At 67.0% G+C, this 22372-nt stretch carries 15 protein-coding genes; 5 read left to right on the forward strand and 10 right to left on the reverse strand.

Annotated features, from left to right (window positions below; all coding sequences use genetic code 11):
* Positions 1 to 5: 5 nt before the first annotated feature.
* From ACTOWK_RS09600 to ACTOWK_RS09615, 4 genes are all read right to left on the reverse strand, one after another.
* Entirely contained in the window at positions 6 to 2726 is a 2721-nt protein-coding gene (locus ACTOWK_RS09600) for an AMP-binding protein (RefSeq protein WP_441329945.1), read from the reverse strand.
* A gap of 2 nt (positions 2727 to 2728) precedes the next feature.
* Positions 2729 to 4870, reverse strand: a complete 2142-nt coding sequence (gene pabB, locus ACTOWK_RS09605; RefSeq protein ID WP_441329946.1) for an aminodeoxychorismate synthase component I — start codon at positions 4868 to 4870, stop codon at positions 2729 to 2731.
* Positions 4871 to 6076: 1206 nt separating this feature from the next.
* Positions 6077 to 6868 carry an aldolase gene (locus tag ACTOWK_RS09610; RefSeq protein WP_441329947.1) on the reverse strand — a complete coding sequence of 264 codons (792 nt, stop codon included), beginning with the start codon at positions 6866 to 6868 and terminating at the stop codon, positions 6077 to 6079.
* 106 nt (positions 6869 to 6974) lie between these two features.
* The gene (locus ACTOWK_RS09615; protein ID WP_441329948.1) at positions 6975 to 7337 is read right to left on the reverse strand and encodes a gamma-glutamylcyclotransferase family protein; all 363 of its coding nucleotides are present in this window, start codon (positions 7335 to 7337) and stop codon (positions 6975 to 6977) included.
* 176 nt (positions 7338 to 7513) lie between these two features.
* On the opposite strand from ACTOWK_RS09615, the gene ACTOWK_RS09620 reads away from it, so the two are divergent.
* On the forward strand, positions 7514 to 8578 hold the full coding sequence (locus ACTOWK_RS09620) for a type 1 glutamine amidotransferase domain-containing protein (RefSeq protein WP_441329949.1): 1065 nt from the start codon (positions 7514 to 7516) through the stop codon (positions 8576 to 8578).
* Between the two features lie 19 nt (positions 8579 to 8597).
* On the opposite strand, the gene ACTOWK_RS09625 is transcribed toward ACTOWK_RS09620, so the two are convergent.
* The 3 genes from ACTOWK_RS09625 to ACTOWK_RS09635 form a co-directional block, all read right to left on the reverse strand.
* Entirely contained in the window at positions 8598 to 9779 is a 1182-nt protein-coding gene (locus ACTOWK_RS09625; RefSeq protein WP_441329950.1) for an NAD(P)/FAD-dependent oxidoreductase, read from the reverse strand.
* A gap of 5 nt (positions 9780 to 9784) precedes the next feature.
* Positions 9785 to 12847, reverse strand: coding sequence for a LodA/GoxA family CTQ-dependent oxidase (locus tag ACTOWK_RS09630; protein ID WP_441329951.1), 3063 nt, complete (start codon positions 12845 to 12847; stop codon positions 9785 to 9787).
* Between the two features lie 501 nt (positions 12848 to 13348).
* On the reverse strand, positions 13349 to 14458 hold the full coding sequence (locus ACTOWK_RS09635; RefSeq protein WP_441329952.1) for a DUF5694 domain-containing protein: 1110 nt from the start codon (positions 14456 to 14458) through the stop codon (positions 13349 to 13351).
* A 140-nt stretch (positions 14459 to 14598) separates the two neighbouring features.
* On the opposite strand from ACTOWK_RS09635, the gene ACTOWK_RS09640 reads away from it, so the two are divergent.
* From ACTOWK_RS09640 to ACTOWK_RS09650, 3 genes are all read left to right on the forward strand, one after another.
* Positions 14599 to 15822, forward strand: coding sequence for an OmpA family protein (locus ACTOWK_RS09640; RefSeq protein WP_441329953.1), 1224 nt, complete (start codon positions 14599 to 14601; stop codon positions 15820 to 15822).
* Between the two features lie 84 nt (positions 15823 to 15906).
* The gene (locus ACTOWK_RS09645) at positions 15907 to 16113 is read left to right on the forward strand and encodes a hypothetical protein (RefSeq protein ID WP_144436486.1); all 207 of its coding nucleotides are present in this window, start codon (positions 15907 to 15909) and stop codon (positions 16111 to 16113) included.
* A gap of 319 nt (positions 16114 to 16432) precedes the next feature.
* Positions 16433 to 18562, forward strand: coding sequence for a hypothetical protein (locus ACTOWK_RS09650; protein ID WP_441329954.1), 2130 nt, complete (start codon positions 16433 to 16435; stop codon positions 18560 to 18562).
* 208 nt (positions 18563 to 18770) lie between these two features.
* On the opposite strand, the gene ACTOWK_RS09655 is transcribed toward ACTOWK_RS09650, so the two are convergent.
* The 3 genes from ACTOWK_RS09655 to ACTOWK_RS09665 all read right to left on the reverse strand — a co-directional run bounded on the left by ACTOWK_RS09655 (position 18771) and on the right by ACTOWK_RS09665 (position 21238).
* Positions 18771 to 19304 carry a hypothetical protein gene (locus ACTOWK_RS09655; RefSeq protein ID WP_441329955.1) on the reverse strand — a complete coding sequence of 178 codons (534 nt, stop codon included), beginning with the start codon at positions 19302 to 19304 and terminating at the stop codon, positions 18771 to 18773.
* A gap of 279 nt (positions 19305 to 19583) precedes the next feature.
* Positions 19584 to 20174: a 3-keto-disaccharide hydrolase gene (locus ACTOWK_RS09660; protein ID WP_441329956.1), complete on the reverse strand. Its 591-nt coding sequence runs from the start codon at positions 20172 to 20174 to the stop codon at positions 19584 to 19586.
* A gap of 227 nt (positions 20175 to 20401) precedes the next feature.
* Complete coding sequence (locus tag ACTOWK_RS09665) at positions 20402 to 21238, reverse strand: cupin domain-containing protein (RefSeq protein WP_441329957.1); 837 nt, start codon at positions 21236 to 21238, stop codon at positions 20402 to 20404.
* Between the two features lie 110 nt (positions 21239 to 21348).
* On the opposite strand from ACTOWK_RS09665, the gene ACTOWK_RS09670 reads away from it, so the two are divergent.
* Positions 21349 to 22308 carry an alpha/beta fold hydrolase gene (locus ACTOWK_RS09670; RefSeq protein WP_441329958.1) on the forward strand — a complete coding sequence of 320 codons (960 nt, stop codon included), beginning with the start codon at positions 21349 to 21351 and terminating at the stop codon, positions 22306 to 22308.
* Positions 22309 to 22372 lie beyond the last annotated feature (64 nt).

Below are 22372 nucleotides of genomic sequence, written 5' to 3' on the forward strand. Positions count from 1 at the left end.
CTACCTCAGGCGGGGAGGGTTTCGGCGGTGTGCGCAGCGGCCGACTGTTCCTCGGCGCGCCTGCGCAGCGGCGCGCGCTGCAGTTTTCCGGTGCTGGTACGCGGCAACGCGTCGACGAACTCGACCAGGTGCGGATAGCGCCGCGCATCCAGGCGGGTCTTGCACAGGGTGCGCAGTTCCTCGGCGAGGTCCGGCGAGGCCTGGTCGGACACCACCCAGGCCTTGGTGCGCAGGGTGCTGGCGTCCTCGGTGGCGACGCCGTCGGCGCTGGAGGTGATCGCCGCTTCGCGCACCAGCGGATGGCTCAGCAGCACTTCTTCCAGATCCAGCGGCGAGACCCACTGCCCGGCGACCTTGAACATCTCGTCGTGACGGCCGCAGAAGTGGAAGTAACCGTCGCCATCGCGCCAGAACACGTCGTTGGTGCAGTACCAGCCGCCGTGGAACCGGCTGCCGGCGTTGCGGTCCTGGCGCGACACCGACAGCGACGGCCCGCGCAGCCACATCACCCCGCGCTCGCCCTTGCGGCAGGGGCGGCCGTCGTGATGGCGCAGCACCGCATCGAAGCCCGGCACCAACTTGCCGGTCGAGCCCTGGTAGTCGCCGTCGGCGACGTTGCTCAGATAAGTCGAGAAGGCTTCGGTCGAACCCAGGCTGTCGAGCAGGCGGATGCCGTGGCGCTGCAACCAGCGCGTCGCCACCGCCTGCGGCAGGCGTTCGCCGGCGGCGATGCACAGGCGCAGGCTGTTGCGCCCTTCGATCCGGCCCGACAGCGCCTCGTCGTCGAGCAGGTACTGATACACGGTGGGCACCGCGAACATCACGGTCGGGCGCGCGGCGACGATCAGCTCGGCGACCACCGCGGCCGAGATCTTCTGCGGCGCGATCACCGCGGTCGCGCCCTTGAGCAGGGCGATCAACAGGTTCTGCAGGCCGAACGCGAAGCTGGTGCGCGACGCCGAGAACAACACATCGCTGACCCGCAGGTCGAGCAGGTGCGCGGCGTAGCGTTCGGTGGCGACGATCGGGTCCAGGTGCCGGTGTTCGATCAGCTTGGGCTGGCCGACCGAGCCGGAGGTGAACACCGCGAAGGCGTGGTCCAGCGGCCCGGTCGGCGAGGCCAGCAGCGGTTCGCACTCGGCGCCGGTCGGCGCGGCGCAGACCGCTTCCAGCGGCAGTACCGGTGCGGCCGGGTGGATCTCCGCGAAGCGTTGCCGCGCCATGGGGTCGGCGACGACCAGGCTCACCTCGGCCTGTTCGAGCAACCCGGCGATGTCGCGCGCCGGCAACAGCGGATTGATCAGGGTGCAGACTGCGCCGAGGTGCATCACCGCGAGCAAGGTTGCGACGTGCTCGATGCCGTCGTGGGAGATCAGCGCGACCCGCTGTTGATAATGCACCCCGGCCGCCGATAAACGACGCGCGCAGGCGGCGATGCGTTCGGCGAGTTGGACATAGCGGATCTCGCCGCCTTCGTGACGGATCGCGATCTTGTCCGGGTAGGCGCGCGCTGCGCCGGTCAGCAAATGCTCGGTGACGTTGAAGTGCGCCGGCAGCGCACGCTGCTGGGTGAACAGACGCGCCTCCGGCGAAGCGTCGCTGTGCACCCGGCTGCGCTTGAGAAAGGCCTGCAGCCACGACAGCACCGCCTGCCGGTCTACGCCCCGGCCGGCCTGCAGGTCGCCGCCGCAGGCGCCCACGCTGGCGGTGCGCTCGAAGCGCTTGTCGCCGTACAAATAAGGACGGTAGTGGGCGACGCGGCGGGCGAACTCGACTTCGCGCCGCGACAGCGGCTGCTCGGCGAGTTCTTGCGCGCTCGCCATGGTCAGGGGCACGCCGGTGGCCTCGGCGACGCTGGACAGGAAGTCGGCGGTCGGCACGGTGGTGGCCGAGACCAGGTGATAGATGCCCCTGCGGCTGGCCGGGTTGGCGTCGATGGCGAGCATCTCGGCCACGCACACGTCGACCGGCACCAGGTTCAGGTGCGCGTTCTCCGGTGCGGCGAAGCGCAGGCTGCGCGGCGCCGCGGCACCGCGCTGCGACGACCAGAACTCTTCCAGCAGTTCGCAGAACTTGTACAGGCCGCTGTCGCTGGCGCTGAGCCAGGTGCGCGAATGGCCGACGATGATGCTGGGACGCAGGACTCGCCAGGCCAGGCCGGCGGCCTCGGCGCGTGCGACGATGCGGCGCTCGGCCTCGAACTTGCTGCGCTCGTAGGGGTTGGAGAACGTGGCCGGCGCCTGCGGCTCCAGTCGTTCGGCGATGCCGCCGCTGCGGTCGCCGCAGACATAGGCGGTACTGACGTAGTTGTAGTCGCTGCAGCCGGCGGCGATCGCCAGTTCCAGTGCGTGGGTCGCGCCCTGGGTGTTGATGCGTTCGAGTTCGCCGGCTTCGGATTCGGTGAAGCGCACGGTCGCGGCGACGTGCCAGAAGGTGGCGTCGCCGCGGCCGGCGACGGCTTGGGCGATGCGTTCGGCGAGGTCGGGTTCGGGCCGCAAGGGGTTGCCGCTCACCACTTGCAAACGCGTCAGTGCGTCTGCGTGCAAGGCCTGGCCGCAGGTTTGCGCGGCCAGGCGCACCGCGGTGACGACCCGCTGCCGCGCTGCACCGCCATCGCTGCGGGCGATGCAGACGACATGCGCCTCGGGCTGGCCGAGCAGCAGTTCGAGCACGAGGTGAGAGCCCAGGTAGCCGTTGGCCCCGGTGACGATATGACTGCGTTGCATGCTTAAGTCCCTAGCTGCGCGACGGGAACGACGGGTGCGTCGGTGTGCGGCGAACGCTCGCCGGGAATTCGCCAGGCTTCGGCGTCGCCGCCGGCGCAGCGCGCCACCGCGCGCATCGGCGCGCGTGCCTTGACCAGCAGTTCCTCGAATTCGCCGTCGGCATCCGACAGCGCGATCACCGCGCCGCCGACGCCGAGTTCCAGGCTGCCGTCCTGGTGGACCAGGGTGCGGATCACCATGCTCAGGTCGGCGGCACCGTTGAGCGACAGATAGCCGATCGCGCCGGAATAGATGCCGCGCGCCGAGGCTTCGAGGGTGTCGATGATCTCCAGGGTGCGGCGCTTGGGCGCGCCGGTCATCGAGCCGCCCGGGAAGGTGGCCTGGAGCAGGTCGATCACGTCCAGCCCGGCGCGCAGCTGCGCGCGCACCGTCGACACCAGCTGATGCACCGAGGCGTAGCTCTCGACCTGCATTAGCTTGGGCACCCACACCGAGCCGACCTCGCAGACGCGGGCCAGGTCGTTGCGGGTCAGGTCGACGATCATCAGATTCTCGGCGCGGTCCTTCTCGCAGTGCTTGAGTTCGGCCAGGACCGCGCGATCGTCTTCCTCGCGGGCCGAACGCGGGCGAGTGCCCTTGATCGGCTTGATCTCGACCACGCCGTTCGGGCTGAGGCGCAGGAAGCGCTCCGGCGAGGAACTCAGTACGTCGAAGCCGTCGTGGCGCAGCAAGGCCGAATAGGGCGCGGGGTTGATCTGGCGAAGGTGGCGATACAGCTCGACCGGGTCGAGATCGACCTGTGCGCGCAAGCGGTTGGTCAGGCAGACCTCGTAGGTCTCGCCGTCGCCGATCTGCTCGAAGCAGCGGCCGATGCGCTCGCTGTAGGCGGCGCGGTCGAGTTCGAGGTGGAACTCCACCGGCGCCTCGCGCTCGCCATGACGCAACGGCGGCGCGGGCGGCACCGTGTCGAGGCGTGCGGCGATGCGCTCCAGCCAGGCGGCGTCTTCGCTTGCGCGCTCGGCCGGGCCGGTCGCGACCGCATGCCAGCAGCGCTCCAGGTGGTCGTAGGCGAGAAAGCGGCTGACGAAGCGCAGGAACAGGTCCGGTTGGCGCGAGCGATGCGGGCCGCCGACTTCGGTCAAGGCCTTGAGCTCGTAGCCGAAATAACCGACCCAGCCGCCGACGAAATCGAACGGCAGGGTCTCGCCGCCGTGCAGCGCGACCGCGAGGCCGTCGCGGACCTGCCCGAACAAGCGTTCGCCTTCGCCCGCGTCGTCGCCGTCCTGCCCGACCCGATGCACCAGACTGCGCGCGCCGGCCTCGTGGCCGTCGCCCATGAAGCTGAAACGCGAATAGCCGGGGCGCACCGCGCTGGAGTCGAGCCAGAACGCGGCATCGCTGGCGGCGAAGCAATCGAGGAACACCGATTGCGGATCGGCCTCGGCGGCGATGCGCCGCGACTGGATGCGCCAGGCCGTCGCCGGTGCCGGCCGCGCGGTCTCCGGCTCGCTGCCGGCGGCGCTGTCGCCGCTGCGGCGCCTGCGCTTGCGCAAGGTGTGGCTGCGCGCAAGCTCGATGAAGTTGTCGATGATCTGGTGGCCGAATTCGGTGTGGATCGACTCGGGATGGAACTGCACGCCCCACAGCGGGCGGCTGATGTGTTCGAGCGCCATCACCAGGCCGTCGGCGGTGCGCGCGGTGACACGCAGTCCCTCCGGCAAGGGCTCGGCGGCCATCAGCGAGTGATAACGCACCACGTCGAACGGCGAAGGAATGTGCGCGAACAGCGCGCTGCCGTCGTGTTCGACCGCGCTCAGGCGCCCGTGCATCGGCTCCGGCGCATGCACGATGCTGCCGCCGAAGGCGTGCACCATGGCCTGGTGGCCCAGGCAGATGCCGAGCACCGGCACGGTGGCCATGGCCAGCACATCGTTGCTCACGCCCATGTCGGCGGCGCGTTCGGGACGGCCCGGGCCTGGGGAAATCACGATCGCGTCGTAGTCGGCGGCGTCGATCTGCGCCCACTCGATGCGGTCGTTGGCGATCACCGTGGGCGGCGTGCCGTTGGCCTCGCCCAGGTAGTGCGCGATGTTGTGGGTGAAGCTGTCGTAGTTATCGACCAGAAGCACTCTCAACTTTTCCACTGCGCTTGGCTCCTTGCTGATCGGCTGGGGGCGGTTTTCGAAGAGAGTCGGTCGGCGAGCGCGCAGGCGAAGCGGCGCGTCGCGCGATTGGAAGCGTGCGATCGAAAACTGGAAAATTTAGGCGAAAACTCGCCTGTACCGCATTCGCATGCGGCGACAGGCTTGCTGCGTTTAACCCCTGAAACCAGCGACTATGCGCGGGCGCGGCAGTCGGCGATCACGATGGATGCCATGCCGTTGGCCTCGCGCGGTCAGGCGCGATGTCGTGGATGAAGTGGTGGTGTTGCAGAAGCACTCTCGATCGTTCCCTGTGCGTGTCGCTCCTTGTCGATTCACTATCGAGTATCCAAAGCAATCGCGTCAACATGCGTTGTTCGATGCAGTTGACTAAATTGTGTGATCCGAACTGAGGAAACGAATCTGGGTAAAAAAAGGAATATTCGCGTGTTTCATAACTGATCGATCGCTTGTGCGAAAGCCGTGAAAAATACGGTTTTTCATTAGTCGAAGGTCGATATAAGACTTTCGGCGTACGTCCCGCGTGTGACTGTCGTCTTGTGCGTTCGGAGATCGCCGGGCATGAAGAAACGTGAGGGCGGCGTGTTCGAAAGTGATCGATTGCCGGCTTCGCCGTCGGTGTGCGACAGATAGAGGCGTCGATGTTTCAACTTGATGTGGATCGCCTTTTTCGCCGCGAATCTGTGATTGCGTTCATCGCCGGCGAACGATGCCGATCAAGTTTGCGATGCGCCGCGCAGCTTCGCGATCCGGAGGCGTCGAGCGCCAGGCACGAGGTATCCATGTCATTCGCGCAGGTATACGAAAGCCCCGTCGCATCGGCCGATATCGCGCGCTGCGGTCGGTCGCGGCCTGTTATCGGTGTCGATGCGATGAAGTCGGCGATTGCATCGCCGATGCGGTGCGGAAGCCATCGGTTCGGCACAAGTTTCCGTACGCCAAGGTTCGGAGCCGACATCGATGGCGAGGCGCCATCGATGCGGCCGTCATAAGCGAGGCAGGCGATTCGATGGGACAGCAGGCAAACCGCCTCGCTCGCGCAGCGCGAGTGGCGAGCCGCCGGTCTATGCCGTCAGCGCAAACGCACCCGTGTCGAGTGTCGGATGCGCGATCGGGTGGGCGAAGCTAGGCGATGCGCCCTGCGGCCGATACGTGCCGCGTCGACCGGGGCCGGGCCGGTCGGCAGGATCAGTCGGCGCCGTCGAGGCAGTCGGCGTGTTGCTTGAGTGCGCGGCGGGCGTAGTAGGCGAAGGTGACCTGGCTGCGCTTGGGGGTGGAGATCCAGTCGTGGGCTTCGCGCGCCAGCGCCGGCGGCAGCGGCTTGATCTCGCCGGCGGCCATCGCCAGCAACTGCATCTTGGCGGCGCGTTCGAACAACGCGGCAAGTACGCAGGCTTCTTCCACGCTGGCGCAGGCGACGAGCTGGCCGTGGTGGGCGAGCAGGATCGAGCGCTTGTCGCCGAGCGCCCTGGAAATGATCTCGCCTTCTTCGTTGCCGACCGGGATACCCGGCCAGTCCTTGAGGAAGGCGCAGTCGTCGAACAAGGGACAGATGTCCATGTGCGAGACCGTCAGCGGCACTTCCAGCATCGACAGGGCGGCGATGTGCAGCGGATGGGTGTGGATGATGCAGTTAACGTCCGGGCGCGCGCGATAGACCCAGCTGTGGAAGCGGTTGGCCGGATTGGCCATGCCGTCGCCTTCGAGCACGTTCAAGTCTTCGTCGACCAGCAGCAGGTTGCGCTCGCTGATCTCGTCGAACCCCAGGCCGAGCCGCTGGGTGTAATAGGTGCCCGGGGTTTCGGCACGAGCGGTGATCTGGCCGGCCAGGCCGGAATCGTGACCGGCGTCGAACAGTATCCGGCAGGTCAGGGCGAGCTTCTGGCAGGTGCTCCAGGTGTTGTCCGGCAGCAGCTGTTGCATGCTGCGCTGCGCTTTCGCGACCAGTTCGTCCTTGCCTAGCTGCAGGGTGGTGGCCATGGGCTTCCTTGGCGTGCTGCCGTTCGCGTCGCATCGTGCGACATTGGGATGCGGGTTCGAAGATGCGCCGTCGTGCACCCGGGCGCAGAACATACCGAGTGCGGCGTCAGCTGTCACCCGTCGGGCCGGGCGGGGTTCCCTGCTCGCTGAGCTTATAGAGGTAGGCCTGCACCGGACCGCCGTCCTTGCGCTTGGCCGTGGTCAGCACGCGCTCGTAGCCCTCGCCCTCGAATTCATCGAGGCGCGCCCAGTGCTCGGGCAGGCGGTCCGATTCGAACAGCAGGCCTTCGACCTCGGCGCCATCCGGCTCCAGCACGATCCCGGGATAGCCGACCGCGGCCCCCCAGCCCTCTTGCAGCAAGGTGCCGGTCACGCTGGCCGGCTCCCACTTGCCGGGGATGCCGGCGAGGACGTGTTCGTTCGGCCGTCCCGGCGCGAGCGTTCCATAAACGAAAAGTCGGTGGGTCATGGTTCGGTCGGACGTTGGGGAGCGCCAAGCTTCGCACGGCTGCGCCGGTCGGTCGCGTCCGAAGCCCGGGCACTCGAGCGCGCCTTGATCGAGTCGCCGTCGAGGCGAGCGGGTTTGAAGTTCGTTTCACATCGGCTGCCTAAGGTGCGTTCGACTGCAATCGGAAGAGCGGGACGATGCGAACCGGCTATTGGAAAAAACGGAAGACTGCGCTGCTGGCGGCGCTGTGCACGCTGTCGCTGCTGGCCGTTGCCGGCTATGGGTATGTCGCCGGGTTTCGCCTGGACGAACAGCGCTTGGCCGACTCCGCCAGTCGCGCCTCCGATCTGTCGTTCGTTCGCGTGGGCGTGAGCGAATCGCGCGGCCGGGTCCTGGCCGTGTTGACCAGCACTGCCATGATCGGCGCCTCGGGCAAGAAAGCCGGGTTCGAACTGACCGAGCTGTCGCGCGCCTATTACGTGTTCGTCGCGAACGGCTTCGAGGTCGACATCGCCAGCCCGCTCGGCGGCAAGCCGCCGATGCGGCTCGACGACGAACTGGTCGCCGCCGACTACGCCTTTCTCAACGACGCGCAGGCCATCGCCAAGCTGGATCGTTCCCTGACGTTGGCGCAGGTCGATGCATCGCGTTATGCCGCGGTGTACTTCGTCGGCGGAAAAGGCGCGATGTTCGACTTTCCCGGCAATCGCGAAATACAACGCATCGTCGCTGCGGTGCACGCGAATGGCGGTGTCGTCGGCGCGGTCTGTCACGGCCCGGCGGCCTTGCTCGAGGTGCGTCTCGGCAACGGCCGGCGCCTGATCGATGGCAGGCGCATGACCGGCTTCAGCAACGACGAAGAGCTGTTCCTGTTGAAGGATGCACGCAGGCTGTTTCCGTTCCTGCTGCAGGACCGCATCGCCGACCGAGGCGCCCGCTACGTCGAAGGCCCGATCTATCTCGACAACACCGTCGTCGACGGTCGCCTGGTCACCGGTCAGAACCCGTGGTCGACCTGGTCGGTGGCCGAGGCGATGGTCGCTGCGCTGGGCCACGTGCCGGTGTCGCGCGAGCGCACCAGCGAAGAGGTCGGGGTGCGGCTGCTGAACGTCTACTACCGGGAGGGCCGGGCCGCGGCCGATCGCGCCAAGGCGCAGGCGGCGCAAGCGGACCGCCGGATCCTGCTGATGCATGCCTTGGTCGCGGCCATGCAGTACCGATGGCGCGATGCCTTCCATATCCAGCGCCTGGCTCGGCCGTGAGGCTTGCGTCGGTAACGCCTCACTGTGGCCGTGGCAGCGAGACTCCCGGCGCCCGTGCTGCTTCCATCGCGGGGGCTTCGCCTCGCCGATGCGGTTGCCGCCGCGTCCAGAACGCCGAATCGACCCAGCGGGTTTCCATGGCGTAGTAGGCGCATTGTTGTTCGCGATAGACGCGGTGGATTTCGCGTAGATGAGCCGCGTATCGGTCGGGCGCCATGGTGTCGCCGTGCTCGTGAGCGAGCAGTGCTCGTGCGCAATGCTGGCCGGTGTAGAGCGCGTTGCCGATGCCTTTCGACGACAGCGGATCGAAGGCGATGGCGCTGTCGCCGGCGGCGAGCCAGCGGTCTCCCGCAGCGCGATCGAGTTCGGCGCTGCTGGCATCGGCGCCGTGAGCACGGCCATGCGGACGATAGCCGTGTGCCTCGCACAGCTTGCGCAACGGCGTGGTCCGCGACAGTTTTTCCCACAAGCCGTCGCCATCGAGCAAGGCCCGCCGATCGATGAGGTCGGGATCGGTCAGGAACGCGGCGATGCGCTCCCCGCCCGGCAGCAACACGCTGTACCACCATCCGTCCTCCACCGCTTCAACCAGGGTGCGGCCGTCGCAGTCGCTGTCGCGTTCGCTGCGCAAGCGCAGGTAGTAGGCGAGCATGCGGTCGTGCTCGATCCGCGCGGCCCCCAGCGCGCGCGCAAGCGCGGCCGGGCGGCCGCTGGCATCGATCAGCCAGGATGCCCCAATCCTGTCTTCGTCGCCGTTGCGTCGGCGCAGGCGCAAACGATGTGGCGCCCGTTCGCCCCCGCCCGGCGTCGTATCGGGCCGTAACTGAGCGGATTCGACGACTTCGGCGCCCGCATCGCGAGCCGCGGCCCGCAGCAGTGCATCGAATCGAACGCGATCGAGCTGCAATCCATGGCCGTGCAATTGAAAAATGAAGTCGTTCGCGCGGGGTGCTTCGGCGCCCCACGCCGCGATCGTGCCGTGGGCCGGGCGATGCCCGTCGGCGAGCACGCGTTCGAGCAGGCCGAGTTCGCGCAACAAACTCCGTGCCGACGGCGGCAGGCCTTCGCCGATGCGAAACTCGCGTCCGCCGCCGCTATCGGCCAGCAGTACGCGCACGCCGGCACGGGCCAGCACGATCGCGGCGGCGGCGCCCGCCGGGCCGCCGCCGGCGATCGCCACCTCGAAGGCGTTCGTGCGCATGCGCCTCAGCCGCGCGGGCGCCCGCGCGGCACCGGCAGCGGAGCGGCTTTGGCCTCTTCGTGCGAATCGAAGTTGGCGCCGCGCGGCAGCGGTCGTGCTCCAGCGGCCGTCTTCCGGTCCTTGAGCAACGGTGCCGCCCGTGCGGTTTCGATGATGCTGGCGGTGTCGGCGGCCGCGACGTCGGGTCCATAGGACGCCACCATCATCGTCGCAGGGAACTGCGCTTCGCCGCTTACGCCGGGACGCTGTTCGACCAGGCCCATCGAGCCGAAGATCCGCACCATCTGCATCATCTGCTCGGCAGTGGTGCCGTGCAGCGGCTTATTCCAGTTGGTCCGGTCGGTAAAGGCCTCGATACGTCGATTCATCGGCTGCTGCGGATCGATCACGATCGCGTAATCGTCGGTACTGAGCACATGGTTGGGTACCCGGGCGGGCCAGAAGGTCGGCGCGAACGGGTCGTAGTCGGTGTCGTAGCCGGCGCGGCAGAACGCGGTGTCGGCCTGCCAGGGCAGCCCCATCCAGCGATTGATGTCGCCCGGCGATTGCGCATGCAGCGGGCCCTTCGCGGACAGGGCCGTGGCTTGATTCAGAGTGGCGCCGTAGTCTGGCTCGGGCGAACCTTCGGGACGCCGGCGGATGCGGTAAGGCTTGTCGTACAAGCTGAGATGGCGCATCGGCCAGGTCATTTCGCAACCGGGATGGAAGGCGTCGGCGAGGCAGAAGTCGAGCGCGGCGCGATCGAGCATTGCCGGCTGCCCGGCCAAGGGCACCTCGTCGATACTGGCCGGCGGTTTGCGTTCGTGCGTCCAATCGTCCTGGAAGTCGCCGTTCATCCAACGCTGCAGGATGTCGTACTGGGTTCCGCTGATGCTGGCGTTCTGACGCGGGCTCTCGCCTGCGGGGACCTCCATCGCATCGCCGTACAGCCAGGGCCACGGTAACTGGTTGCCATCCGGTGGGTTCGGCGGGCGGAAGCTGTTGAAGACCTGTCGGCGCAGTTCGGCATTCGGATCGTAGTCGCCGGCCGGCGGCAGGGCCGACAACTTCGCGATCAGGTCGGGGCTCTCGAAATCGTAGCGGCCGTTGTGGCCGAACAGCGTCGCGAAGCCCTGGTTGACCCATTGCAGGCCGGACAGGCGGTGCAGGATCGGATAGACGTCGTCGACGAACGAGATGGCAGCGGGGCCCGGCAGCCAGCCGGCCTGCACGAACAGATCGTAGAGCAGGTCGTGCATGGTGCGCTCGGCCTTGACCTGCGGCGCGTAGTTCGGCGGTGCGGTCACTACCCAGGCCGATTCCACCGGGATCGCTTGTCCTTCGATGGTCACCGTTGCCGAGACCGGTCCGTCGCAGGTGTCGTCGTACCAGCCGTCGGCGTTTATGAAGGAGTTTCCGTCGGTCGGGATGAAGATCGGGGTGCCGTTCGGCGATGCCGATACGCCATGGCCGCCGAGGAACAACAGACGGCCGCTGGCGTCGGTCTGCAGTTCGCCGATCTTGACCGGCACGCTGTCGAACTGGCCGACGCAGGCGACCGGCGCGGCGTTGCGCCCGGCGATGCTTTGCATTCCTGCATCGATCACCAGGGTGCCGCGGTTGGCGACCGTTGCATTGCGCAGCGGCAATACGGTGGTCGCGGCTTCGGGGATGTCCATAGCGATCTGCCACTGGTACCACGCCGCCTTGCTGTTGGCGACGTGTACGTCCCAGCGGATATCGGCCCAGTCGCAGGTCAGCTCGCGTACCGCCTCGCCTGCGGAGTTGTAGCCATAGATGCGGAACTGCACCGCCTCGCGTTTGAGCGCGCCGCTGGCATCGCGATAGAAGCCGGACGCCTGCGGCGGCGGGTCGGCGACTTGCGGACCGATATAGAACGCATCCGCGCTGTTGCCGACGCGGGCGATGCCGATGGCCGGGTGGATCGCGGCGCGGACGACGCGCGTGTCCTTGGCTTTCGGATAGTCGACGCCCGGCGCGTACTCGGCAGGGCGCGGCGCGGCCGGCTCGGCGAGCGCGATGCCGTTGACGTTGCGGCGGTTCGCCGCCGAAGTCCGATAGACGACCTTGCGCGCGTCGGCGATGCTGCCCAGCGGCATATGCTCGGGCAATGCGTGCCAGGGGTTGAAGGCCAGATTCTCGCCGTAGCCCGACTGGCCGCGTGCGTTTAGATCCTGTAGCGGCAGTTCAAGCGTGCCCAGTTGGATCGGCGGGCTGGCCTGCTCGCTCCAGCGGACGGTCGCTGCGTCGATCGGCATGTCGCGATCGTTGCTCTGGAACTGGACCAGAAAGCGGAACCGGGCCGGTCCGCGATGCATCCTCGCGTGCAGATCGGCGCGCAGATAGAACGGGTCCTCGTAGTTCGGCGGCGCATCGGGCGCCGGCGCATCCAGGGGCTCTAGCTTGTATTTGACGGCGCGGCCTTCGCCGAAGCGCGACGGCAGCACGCTCCAGTAATCCGTGGTCAGCACGGACTCGACCGTTTTCTCCATGTCCTCGAGTATTCGCGCCGTGGTCGGGTGCGCCTGCAGGTACTCGTCGCCCTGGCCATGCAGCGACTGGCAGGTGAACTCGCACATGTCCTTGGCGGTGTCGACGAAGAATACGTCGTGGTTCTGCAGGATGAAGTCGTGGGTCGTCGCGTCTTGATCGGGTTCCAACAGTTTTCGGCCTTCGACGCCGAACAGCTTGAGGGCGATGCCCGTGGTGCCTTTGAGATCGGGCTGCCCGGGTTGCACGTCGGCAGAGAAGCGCACCCACGCTGGAAATTCGGGCCCCTGGGCGAACACGCCGACACGCAGCGATTCGGGCAGGTCGGGATTCACGACGAATCGACCGTGTGCGGCGCCATGCAGGCGCAGGAACACCGGACGGGTCGCCGGATCGCGGCCGGCGGCCATGCCCCGGCCCTGGTAGTAGTCGACGAACAGTGCGGTGAGCGCGGAAATCGGATCGCTATCGCAGCCGCATGGGCTCGGCGGCAGGATCGGCGGAAGGCGGACCGGCGTCTTGCCGGCGGACTCGCCGCTCGCTGGCGTGGATGCGGATGACGCGGATGTATTCGACATGCCAAGCCCCTGGTTGGTCGTTGTGTGGATTACCCTCAGCTGCTGCGAAGATCCGAGAACGAGACCTGTAGATGCCGACGTCCAGGCATCACTTGGCTCGAACGATTTTCCTTCCTCCGCCGCTGCCGACCAATACAACGCCGGCCGAGTCGGTCACCGGCCAAGCGTCCGCTGCGGGCGACTGTTCGAGTCGATCGTGTGAGCGTCCAGGCGATGCGTACCCGCGCGAAGGCGAGCAGGCGCGCGCAGTCCGACCGCCAGGTCGGTTGCCGAAAATCGGAATGCAAGTCGCAGGCTTCGATGGTGCTGCGCCGATCGACTCGCGACGGCCCGCACAGACGCTGCTGGTGTTTGCTGTTGAGCTGTGCCGGACCGTACCCACGCAGCGGGTGCACGCGCAGTCGGCTGCGCCTGTATAAAGCAGGCGAATGAGTTTTGAATGCTCTCGTCAGCGACGAGGATTGGACGGTCGCGAGCGCGCGACCGTCCAGGCCGGCCGTATTACTTCAGCACCTGCGCCGCCTCGACGATCTCCACGCCCTGCATCTGTCCCAGCAGGTCGTCGAACCAAGGCTTGTGAGTCCTGCCGACGATCGACAGTACGCGCGCGCCCGGGCGTTCGCGGAAGGCCGCGCGGATGTTGGCGACCATGCGCAGGTTGCGGGTTTCCCAGCCGGCCACGTACAACCGGCCGTAATGCTCGGGCGAGGTGTCGCGCAAGGCGGAGCCGAAATCGCCGTCGACCACGACGCGCAAGACGTCCGGACGGTTGACGTAACGGTACAGTCCCAGCATGTCGCCGCTCTTGGCCAAGGCTGCCTCGCGTTCGAGGACCTGGCCCATCGGTGCGGCGGCGGTTTCCCACGCGGCCTGGACCGCCTTTCCGTACGCGGCTTCATCGGCGATGTCGACGTTGTCGCCGGTGTGGTCGTCGGTCGCGTGGACGCGTTGCAGACCCAGGCGCGCGGCCAGGCGCGCACCGATTTGCAGGCTTTCGTCGTTGTACAGCATGGCCTTTTCGAGCGACGCGACCAGGACATCGTCGAGGCCGTCGCCGCTGCGGCGCTCGGTCTGCGGCAGTTGCAGCCATTGCACCAGGGCCGATGCCTTGTCGTTGGCGGCCATGAACACCGCCGCGAGGCGCCGGCGTTGTGCGGATGTGGGCGCCGCCGGCCAGTTTTTCAGCGTCTTGTGCGCTTCGGCGATCGCCGCCGGCGCGTCCAGCCCGGTTGCGGCCTTCGCCGCGTCGGTCTTGCGGCAGTACGGCGCCATTGCTTGCGCACCGTAGATCGCGGGATGACGCGCGGCCAGGTCGCATTGCTCGCCGGAGATCGCCTCGATGGTGATGACCTCGGGCTTGAACGCGGCCAGGCGATCGATCACCGGCGCCAGCGATTCGCGCTTGAAGTCCTTCGGCAAGTCGCTGAGGTGCACCGAGCCCAGCACCAGCACTTGCGTGGTCGGTCCGGGCATGCGTTGGTCGAGCGTGGACAGGTCGACCTGTGCGACGGCATCGCCCCAACCCGACAGGCCGATCAACAAACCGCAGACCGCAAGTGACTTTTGCAAGGGGGACTCCTGAGGGCGAGCGCCGGGGCGGCGAGCCGGCATGGTACTCAGGCGCCGAGGCAGCGACCAGGGACGATCGGCATGGTTGCGCATGCGGGACGATGCGGCGCGACCGGGCCTGCTTGCCACTGTCGCGGACGTTCGTGTATCTATGCGCGTCGACTACATCAGGGAAGGATGCGATGCGTATTTCAGGATGGGCATTGGCGCTCGTCAGCGCTGTGGCGGTCGCCGCGTGCGGCCAGGATCGGGCCGCGGACGCCGCGCCCGCGACGCCGCCGGATCGAGCCGCCTCGACCGCCGCCACGGCCACCGACGGCGAAACCGATGGCGAGGCCGCCGCCGACCGCGCCGCCGCCGACGCCTTCCCGGCGATCCCGCTGATCGTGGTACCCGAGATCGTCGGTGTGACGCCGGCGCAGCGGGCGTTGGAATCGTCGATGCAAGAGATCCTCAATCCGATCGCCGGGATCGGCGTAAGCCCGGCCCGCTGCGACGCCGGCGGCGGCCTGATACGCGACGCCGGCATCACCAGCGTCGACGCGCAAGGCAATCTGAGCCGCAACGGCGACGGCGGCATCTTCCGTATCGCCGCCGACGGCAGCGGCACCGCCAACTTCGAAGGCGGGCTGGTCGTGGTCAACCGCGACGGCAGCGGCAGCATCAACGGCGGCGAAGACGGCGACGACGATGCCGTCGTTCGCGTCGAGGCCGACGGTTCCGGCAGCTACAACGGGCCGGCGGGCATGATTACCCTGGATGCCAAGGGCGCCGGCACCTGGAACGGCGAGGGCAGTCTGATCCGCAACAACGGCGACGGCAGCGGCACCTGGAACGGTCCCCTGGGCCTGGTCACGATCAACAAGGACGGCTCGGGCACCTGGAACGGTCCGCAGGGGCTGATCCGCAACAATGGCGACGGCACCGGCCAGGTCGGCACGCCGGCGCGCAACGTCAAGATGGAACCGCTGGCGAAGGTACCGCCGGCCGGGCGCTTCCCGCCGATCAAGAAGTTCGCCCCGCCGGGCGCGCCCTGCGGCTATCTGATCACCCTCAACGACCGAGTGCTGTTCGACTTCGACAAGTCCGACATCCGCGCCGACGCGGCCAAAGTGCTCGATACGCTTGCCGGCGCGCTCAAGGAGATCGAGTCCGACGGTCTGCAGAGCGGCCTGGAGATTGGCGGCCATACCGATGCCAAGGGCAGCGACGACTACAACCAGTCGCTGTCGGCGCGCCGCGCCGACGCGGTGGTCGAGGCCCTGCAGCACCGCGGCGCCGCCGACGACGCCTCGGCCAAGGGCTACGGCGAGTCCTTGCCGGTAGCGCCCAACGAGATCGGCGGCCAGGACAATCCGGGCGGCCGCCAGCTCAACCGCCGCGTCGAGATTTTCGTGCGCCGCTGAGGCGGCCGGAGCATGGCCGGCCGCATTCTTATCAGTGCTGCCGACCTGTCGTATCCTTCGCGCTTCTTCCAGCGGAGCTAGACAGTGGACTTTGAGACGATCGGAGAAGTGGTGCAGACCGACGAGCTGTCGGACGTCAACCAGCGCTTGCAGGACGGCTGGGTGATTCTCGCGATCGCCACCGGACATCGCGCGGACGGCGAGCCGCGCTTCGCGTATTCGATGGGGCTGCCCTACGAAGACGACGAGGAAGAAGAGGACGAAGACGAGGAAGAAGAAGGCGACGAGTAAACCTCTCGCACTTCTTCGCGTTGCGCTGCGGAGGGCCATCGGCCCTCCGCAGTCGTTTTGGGGCCAGGTCGATCGCAGAAGCGTCCAGGCAATGGCGCCGCGCATCGGTCGGCCGGGACTGAGTCGTGGACATCCGAATACAGGCTTTCGGGGCGGCGTGGTTATGCGTGCAGAACCGCAATGATGGCTTTGTCTTGCGCTTCGGTTTGGCACCATCGAAATACGTGCTGAAAAGGAACCTCTTTCAGGGTGTTCCCTAGGTGCCGGCGGCGTCGAGAAGGACTGGAATCGATCCACTCCCCATCGACGAGGCTTCCCCATGTATCCCGACGGCATACGCCCCAACCGCCTGGCCGTTCCGCCGCAGAGCGAACCCGAGACCGTGCCGAATCGAGCGCCTTCGGTTCCGGGAGACGCGACTGCGCCCGTGCAGGCATCGTCGCCGACCGCAGTCGACCTCGCGGGTCGCGGCTATCATCAGGCGCAAGACAATCTCGATGTATTCAATCGTACTTTCAGCGGCCAGGAGGTCAGGAACGATCCGGTCCTGCTGGAGATGCGCGCCGGCTACGAGCAATCGGTAAAGCAGGCTCGCGTCGGGCTCAAACAGGCGATCGAGACGGAGATCAAGACCGGCTATCAACGCGAATTCGATGCACGGCCTACCGGTGCGGTTTACGACCGGAGCACCATCGACAGCCATGGCCAGGCGATCGCCGGGCGTTACAGCGGCGATCCCCAGACCAAGGCCGATGTCGAGGCGATAGTCGCCGAGATCAGACTCGAGTTCGAGGTGAACTCGACCTTGGATGCGGCGCGCGCGATGGGCGATCCGCGCAAGGCGCTGGACTACCTGCGCAGCGAGACGCCCAAGCTGTCGCCGGAGGCGCAGAAAAGTCTGGCCGGCAACGACGAGGTGCTCGGATGGAAGCGGGAACTCGGAAACCGCGACGGCCAAGCGGTCGCGAGCGCCTGGGACGATTTCAAGGCCACCCAGCCTGGCGCATTGGACTATGAGCAAAAGCGAGCGGCGCTGTTCTGCGCACTGGACGATCTGCGCGCGAACGCGGCGGACCCGGTGTATGCCGAGGCTGCGCTGAAGGGCGTGGGGGCCGACCATCTTGGGGACTTCGTCGGTGGCTTCTACCGGATCGACAGCAGCAACCCGAATATCACGCCCGGCAATTTCGACTTCCTCAAGGGCTACTTCGGCCCGCTCGCGCAGGTGGTGGCGACGGCCGACCGGGCCGGCGTGTTGCCGGCCGATACCAAGAAGGCCTTGTTCGAGTGCGGCCCGGCCGAGCTGGCGCTGTTCCTGCGCTCCTCGCCGCAGACCGAAGGGATGATGAGAGATGCGATGCATAGGCTCATCAACGGCCCGGGTTATACCCCGGCCGGAAACTTCGCGATCCAGCAGCTCATGGTCGGCATGGACCAACACCCCAAGCTGATGCAGGAATTGCTGGCCGATCCGAAATCGAAGGATCTGCTGTTCGACAAAAGCATGTTCGCGCCGAACCGGGGTACCGACTACGAGCAGGATCTGGCGCGCGCCTTGAACGTGGCGCTGACGCCAGGGCAGGGCGATGCCGCGACCCAGCAGAAGGCCTGGACGGCCTTGATCAAGGATTGCGACGACAAGGATTGGCGCTCCTATCCCAAGGGAAGAAAAGACGGCGACGACAAGGACGACAGTTTCCGCGACCAGATCAACAGCCACCCACTGCTGGCGCGGGCCATGGCCGAGCAGTTCAAGAACTACTTGCCGTGGGCTGCGAACCAGCAGGCGCAAAGGTATGCCGGTACGCATCCGATACCGTCGCTGCCCGCCGATGCGCTCAGATTGGACGGCCCCCTGTCGTCCGACCAAATGACGAACTTCGTAGCAGCGCTGAGTTCCGACCCACTCGCTCTGGACAGCCTGCTCAAGGAGGCGACGCGGCTGTTTCAACAAGGCGGCTTGGCGAGCATGACGCCGGACATGTTGAAGTCCCGCGACCAACTGGCATTGCAAGGACGCTTGCAGGTCGATTTCGCACTGTTCTCCCTGCTATTGGGCGGAATTACTCGTGCCGATATCGATGAGCAAGGTCGGCGAGACGCGATGGCCGATGCATTGAAGACCATCGTTATGGGCTATTTGCTGATGACACTTCCACCTCTGATTGCGCCAGTCATCGACGTCGCCTTGTCCCCGGTGACTACCCCTGTGTCCAAGGATTTGGCAGATTTCGTGCAGGACATGGCGAACGGCGAGCAGATCGACGCCGAGAAAATTCGCGATCTGGCTGTCAAAGTCGTCAATGAGTACGTCGAACGAAAGATCGCGGAGATGGTGCCGGATTGGACGGATGGTGAGCGAAAGACACAGCTCAACTACATCATGGGGCAGTTCAAGTCGACTGTATCCGAAAAAGTCAATGATGAATTCTCGAAGGACATGAACTGATCGGTCTCCTCGTCTCATCGGTTGTAGGCCCCATCGGCCGTCAGCCGGTGGGGATACATCGGCAATCGATCGAATCAATCGCCCAGAGCCAGGCTCAACATCTCCTGGCGCTTGGGCTGGTAAGTCTGGATGCCGCTGGCGCCCACCCCAGGCGCAGCGGTTGCCGGCGTTGTAGACGCGCAACCGCAGCGCTGCCGGCGCCGCCGTTTCACAGCAGCTTGACGACTTCCAGCACCACCGGGCCGCCGACCGATTCGACGCCGCTGGTCGTGCAGGCGTCCAACTGGGTCTGCAGCAAGGTCACCGTGCGGACCGTGGCGGCACCGAGGAAGCGGCCGCTAGCGACATGGCCGGATTCGATGCGGACCACTTCGCCGACCGGCCGTTGCGTCACCACGGTGGTGGGCTGGATGACGCTGGTGCTGCCGTCGCTCCAGTGCACGGTCAGCGGCGGCGTCGGCGCCACGCCGGAGAGGATTTCGCAGGAGAGATTGGCGACGCCCGAAGTGCCGTAGCTCGCGCTGGTCACGCCGAGCGGAATGCCGGCGCATGGGGCCAGCAGTCCATTCACCGAGAACGCGATCGGCTGCGGCGTGAAGGTCATTCCGGGGTTGTAGTGCGCGGTTTCGGTGCCCAGGCAGGTCAGGGTGACGGTTTCAGCCCATGCGGCCGAGGGCAGGCCGATCGCGGAGAGGAGCAACAAGGAGGCGAGCACATCGATGCGGATCGGGCGAGTTTTCATGGCGGCTCCTGTGCGGGTATGCGCGATCGTCGAAGCTGTTCGTCGTCGCGCCGTGGCGGGTGCGTCGCTGGGCGTCCGGCGAGGGCGCGGCGCGGCGCCGTGTAATCCTCGACGAGGCGAAGATCTTCATTCCGCGGTTCCGAAAGGCCACTCACTCTCCATCACACTGCGACCCCCATCCGATCCCCGCGCCGATGACGGTGCGATGCGGTAGGCGCGATGCGTGTCGTTCTTGCGCGGTCGCCGAGCCCGGGCCCGCAGTTCGTCCGATGCGGAGCGTTACAGCGAACGAATCAGGATGTTGCGGTAGGCGACTTGGTCGCCGTGATCCTGCAGGCCGATCACCCCGCTGCGCGAAGCGGCGAACTCGGGCCAGTCCTTGAACTTGCTCTGCGCCAGCCGCGCTTTCCAGTCGGGCGAGTCGAGTCGGTAGGCGACCACCTTGACCCCGTTCAACCAGTGCTCGACCTCCGCGCCACGCACGCGGATGCGGGCCTGGTTCCATTCGCCGGCCGGCCGGGCGACGAGTTCGGCCGGCGGATACAGATCGTAGACGGCCGAGGCCCAGCGCTTGCGGCCGTTGCCCGCATCGGGATGGCGCTGGTCGTCGAGCACTTGGTACTCGATCGCACTGCGATAGATCGGCGCCTGGGTTTCGGCGGCGCGATAGAAGATGCCGCTGTTGCCGCCGGGTGCGATTTTCCACTCGATGCGCAACTCGAAGTCGCCGTAGACCCGGTCGCTGACCAGGTCGCCGCCGGGCCCACTGCGCACGATCGCGCCGTCGGCCACGCGCCAGCCGCTGATCGGTTGGCCGCGCCGGCCGTACAGATGCCAGCCTTCGAGGCTGCGGCCATCGAACAAACGCACGAAGCCTTCGTCGCGTTCGATTTTCCCCGGGGCGTCTGCGCCGGGCCGGGCGTCGGCGGGAGGCGCGGCCGACGACGGCAGGGCCGATAAGAGCAGGAGCGCGAGGGCGGAGGCAGACAGTCTCGGCATGATGGGTAAGTCCGGTTGTTGCGGAAGTGTCGGTGGAGCCCCGCTGTCGCTTACGCGCCGGCATCGTGGCAGCAACGCCGGTCCACGGCGATGGTTGGTCAGGGCTCGGCTTTCAGCATGCCCGTCTTCCATGCGCGCGGCGACAGCCCCGTCGAGGCCTTGAACGCACGCGACAGCGCGGCTTCGCTGCCGTAGCCGACATCCATCGCGATCGACTTCAGCGGCCGGCCGCCGAGCAGCGATTGCTGGGCCAGGCCGACGCGCCATTGCTGCAGGTAGGTGCCGGGCGTGCAGCCGACGCTGTCGCGGAAGGCATTGGCGAACACGCTGCGCGACATGCCGGCGCGCGCAGCCAGGGTGTCCAGGGTCCAGTCGTGCTCCGGCGCTTCGTGGATCGCGACCACGGCATGGCGCAGTTGCGGATGCGACAGCCCGGCCAACATGCCGACGCGGGTGCGGCCGCTCTCCATCAGATGGCGCAACACCTGGATCAGCACGACCTCGAACAAACGGTTGACCAGGGCCAGACGGCCGCAACGCCGTTCGAAGGCTTCTTCGAACAACAGGGTCAGCACGGTCTCGCTGCCGTCGATCTCGTCCAGCCCGATGCAGACGAAGGCCGGCAAGGCGGTGGCGATCGGATTGGCCGCGCCGCCTTCGAACTGCAGATTGGCGCAGGCCAGGTCGGCGCCGCGCTCGGCGTCGGTGATGAAGCGGTGCGCCAGCGGGCGAGGGTAGAGCAGCAGGCTCGGCCGTTCGATGCGCAGCCCGGGCTCGCCTTCGTGGATGACCTCGACCGTGCCGTCGCGCACCAGGTGCAGCTGGCCGGCGCCGTGCTCGGGTGTCAGGTCGTTGATGCCGCACAGGGCGCCGGCCTGGAACAGCCGGGCGCTGGCGGAGAAGCGTTCGAGCAGGGCTTCGAGGCGGTCGGTCATGAAAATACGATAGGTAAAGTTTTGTGGACTATACGTTACGTGGAGTCCTGGCTGGGCCGGCAAAGTAGCTCCCACGGGCCAGACGCCCGCCCTTCAACCAGGAGACCGCCATGACCACCCTGCAACGTTCGCTCGCCCTGTCCCTGCTGAGCTTCGGCATCGCCACCTCGGCCCAGGCCGCCACCACCGCGGCCACCGCCACTGCACCGACCCAGCAGGCCGCCGCGCTGCGCCAGTCGTCCAATGTCATCGTCACCCAGGACGGCGTCCAGCTGTACTACAAGGACTGGGGCCCGAAGGACGGCCCGGTGGTCGCCTTCAGCCACGGCTGGCCGCTGAGCTCGGACAGCTGGGAATCGCAGATGCTGTTCCTGGCCGAGCACGGCTACCGCGTGATCGCCCACGACCGCCGCGGCCACGGTCGTTCCAGCCAGCCTTGGGACGGCAACGACATGGACCACTACGCCGCCGACCTCAAGGCGGTGCTCGATACCCTCGACGTTCGCGATGCGGTGCTGGTCGGCTTTTCCACCGGTGGCGGCGAAGTCGCCCGCTACCTCGGCCGTTACGGCGGCGAGCGAGTGCGCAAGGCGGTGCTGGTCAGCGCGGTGCCGCCGCTGATGCTGAAGACCGCAACCAACCCCGGCGGTTTGCCGATCGAAGTGTTCGACGGTCTGCGCAAGGCCTCGCGCGAGAACCGCGCGCAGTTGTACCTCGACATCGCCTCGGGCCCGTTCTACGGCTACAACCGTCCCGGCGCCAAGCCCTCGCCCGGCCTGATCGAATCGTTCCGCTCGCAGGGCATGCAGGCCGGGCACAAGAACACCTACGACTCGATCGCAGCCTTCTCCGCCACCGACTTCACCGAGGACCTCAAGCGCATCGACGTGCCGGTGCTGGTAATCCACGGCGACGACGACCAGATCGTGCCGATCGACGCCTCCGCACACGCCGCGGTCAAGCTGATCAAGAACGCCAAGCTGATCGTGTACCCGGGCGCGCCGCACGGTCTGCCGGATTCGCACAAGGACCGGCTCGACCGCGACCTGCTGGAGTTCGCGGGCAAGTGATCGACCGCGTTCGCCTGCAGTCGTCGGCGAGCGGACGCGACAGCGCAAGGCCCCGGTCGATCCG

Source organism: Lysobacter sp. CA196 (assembly GCF_052078695.1).
Classification (GTDB): Bacteria; Pseudomonadota; Gammaproteobacteria; order Xanthomonadales; family Xanthomonadaceae; genus Lysobacter.

Excerpts from the sequence above, each read along its gene's own strand:
- ACTOWK_RS09655 (WP_441329955.1), bottom strand. The coding sequence starts at position 19,304 with ATGAAAACTCGCCCGATCCGCATCGATGTGCTCGCCTCCTTGTTGCTC.
- ACTOWK_RS09665 (WP_441329957.1), bottom strand. The coding sequence starts at position 21,238 with ATGACCGACCGCCTCGAAGCCCTGCTCGAACGCTTCTCCGCCAGCGCC.
- ACTOWK_RS09670 (WP_441329958.1), top strand. The coding sequence starts at position 21,349 with ATGACCACCCTGCAACGTTCGCTCGCCCTGTCCCTGCTGAGCTTCGGC.
- ACTOWK_RS09625 (WP_441329950.1), bottom strand. The coding sequence starts at position 9,779 with ATGCGCACGAACGCCTTCGAGGTGGCGATCGCCGGCGGCGGCCCGGCG.
- ACTOWK_RS09650 (WP_441329954.1), top strand. The coding sequence starts at position 16,433 with ATGTATCCCGACGGCATACGCCCCAACCGCCTGGCCGTTCCGCCGCAG.
- ACTOWK_RS09615 (WP_441329948.1), bottom strand. The coding sequence starts at position 7,337 with ATGACCCACCGACTTTTCGTTTATGGAACGCTCGCGCCGGGACGGCCG.
- ACTOWK_RS09630 (WP_441329951.1), bottom strand. The coding sequence starts at position 12,847 with ATGTCGAATACATCCGCGTCATCCGCATCCACGCCAGCGAGCGGCGAG.
- ACTOWK_RS09640 (WP_441329953.1), top strand. The coding sequence starts at position 14,599 with ATGCGTATTTCAGGATGGGCATTGGCGCTCGTCAGCGCTGTGGCGGTC.
- ACTOWK_RS09600 (WP_441329945.1), bottom strand. The coding sequence starts at position 2,726 with ATGCAACGCAGTCATATCGTCACCGGGGCCAACGGCTACCTGGGCTCT.
- ACTOWK_RS09620 (WP_441329949.1), top strand. The coding sequence starts at position 7,514 with ATGCGAACCGGCTATTGGAAAAAACGGAAGACTGCGCTGCTGGCGGCG.
- ACTOWK_RS09610 (WP_441329947.1), bottom strand. The coding sequence starts at position 6,868 with ATGGCCACCACCCTGCAGCTAGGCAAGGACGAACTGGTCGCGAAAGCG.
- ACTOWK_RS09635 (WP_441329952.1), bottom strand. The coding sequence starts at position 14,458 with ATGCCGGCTCGCCGCCCCGGCGCTCGCCCTCAGGAGTCCCCCTTGCAA.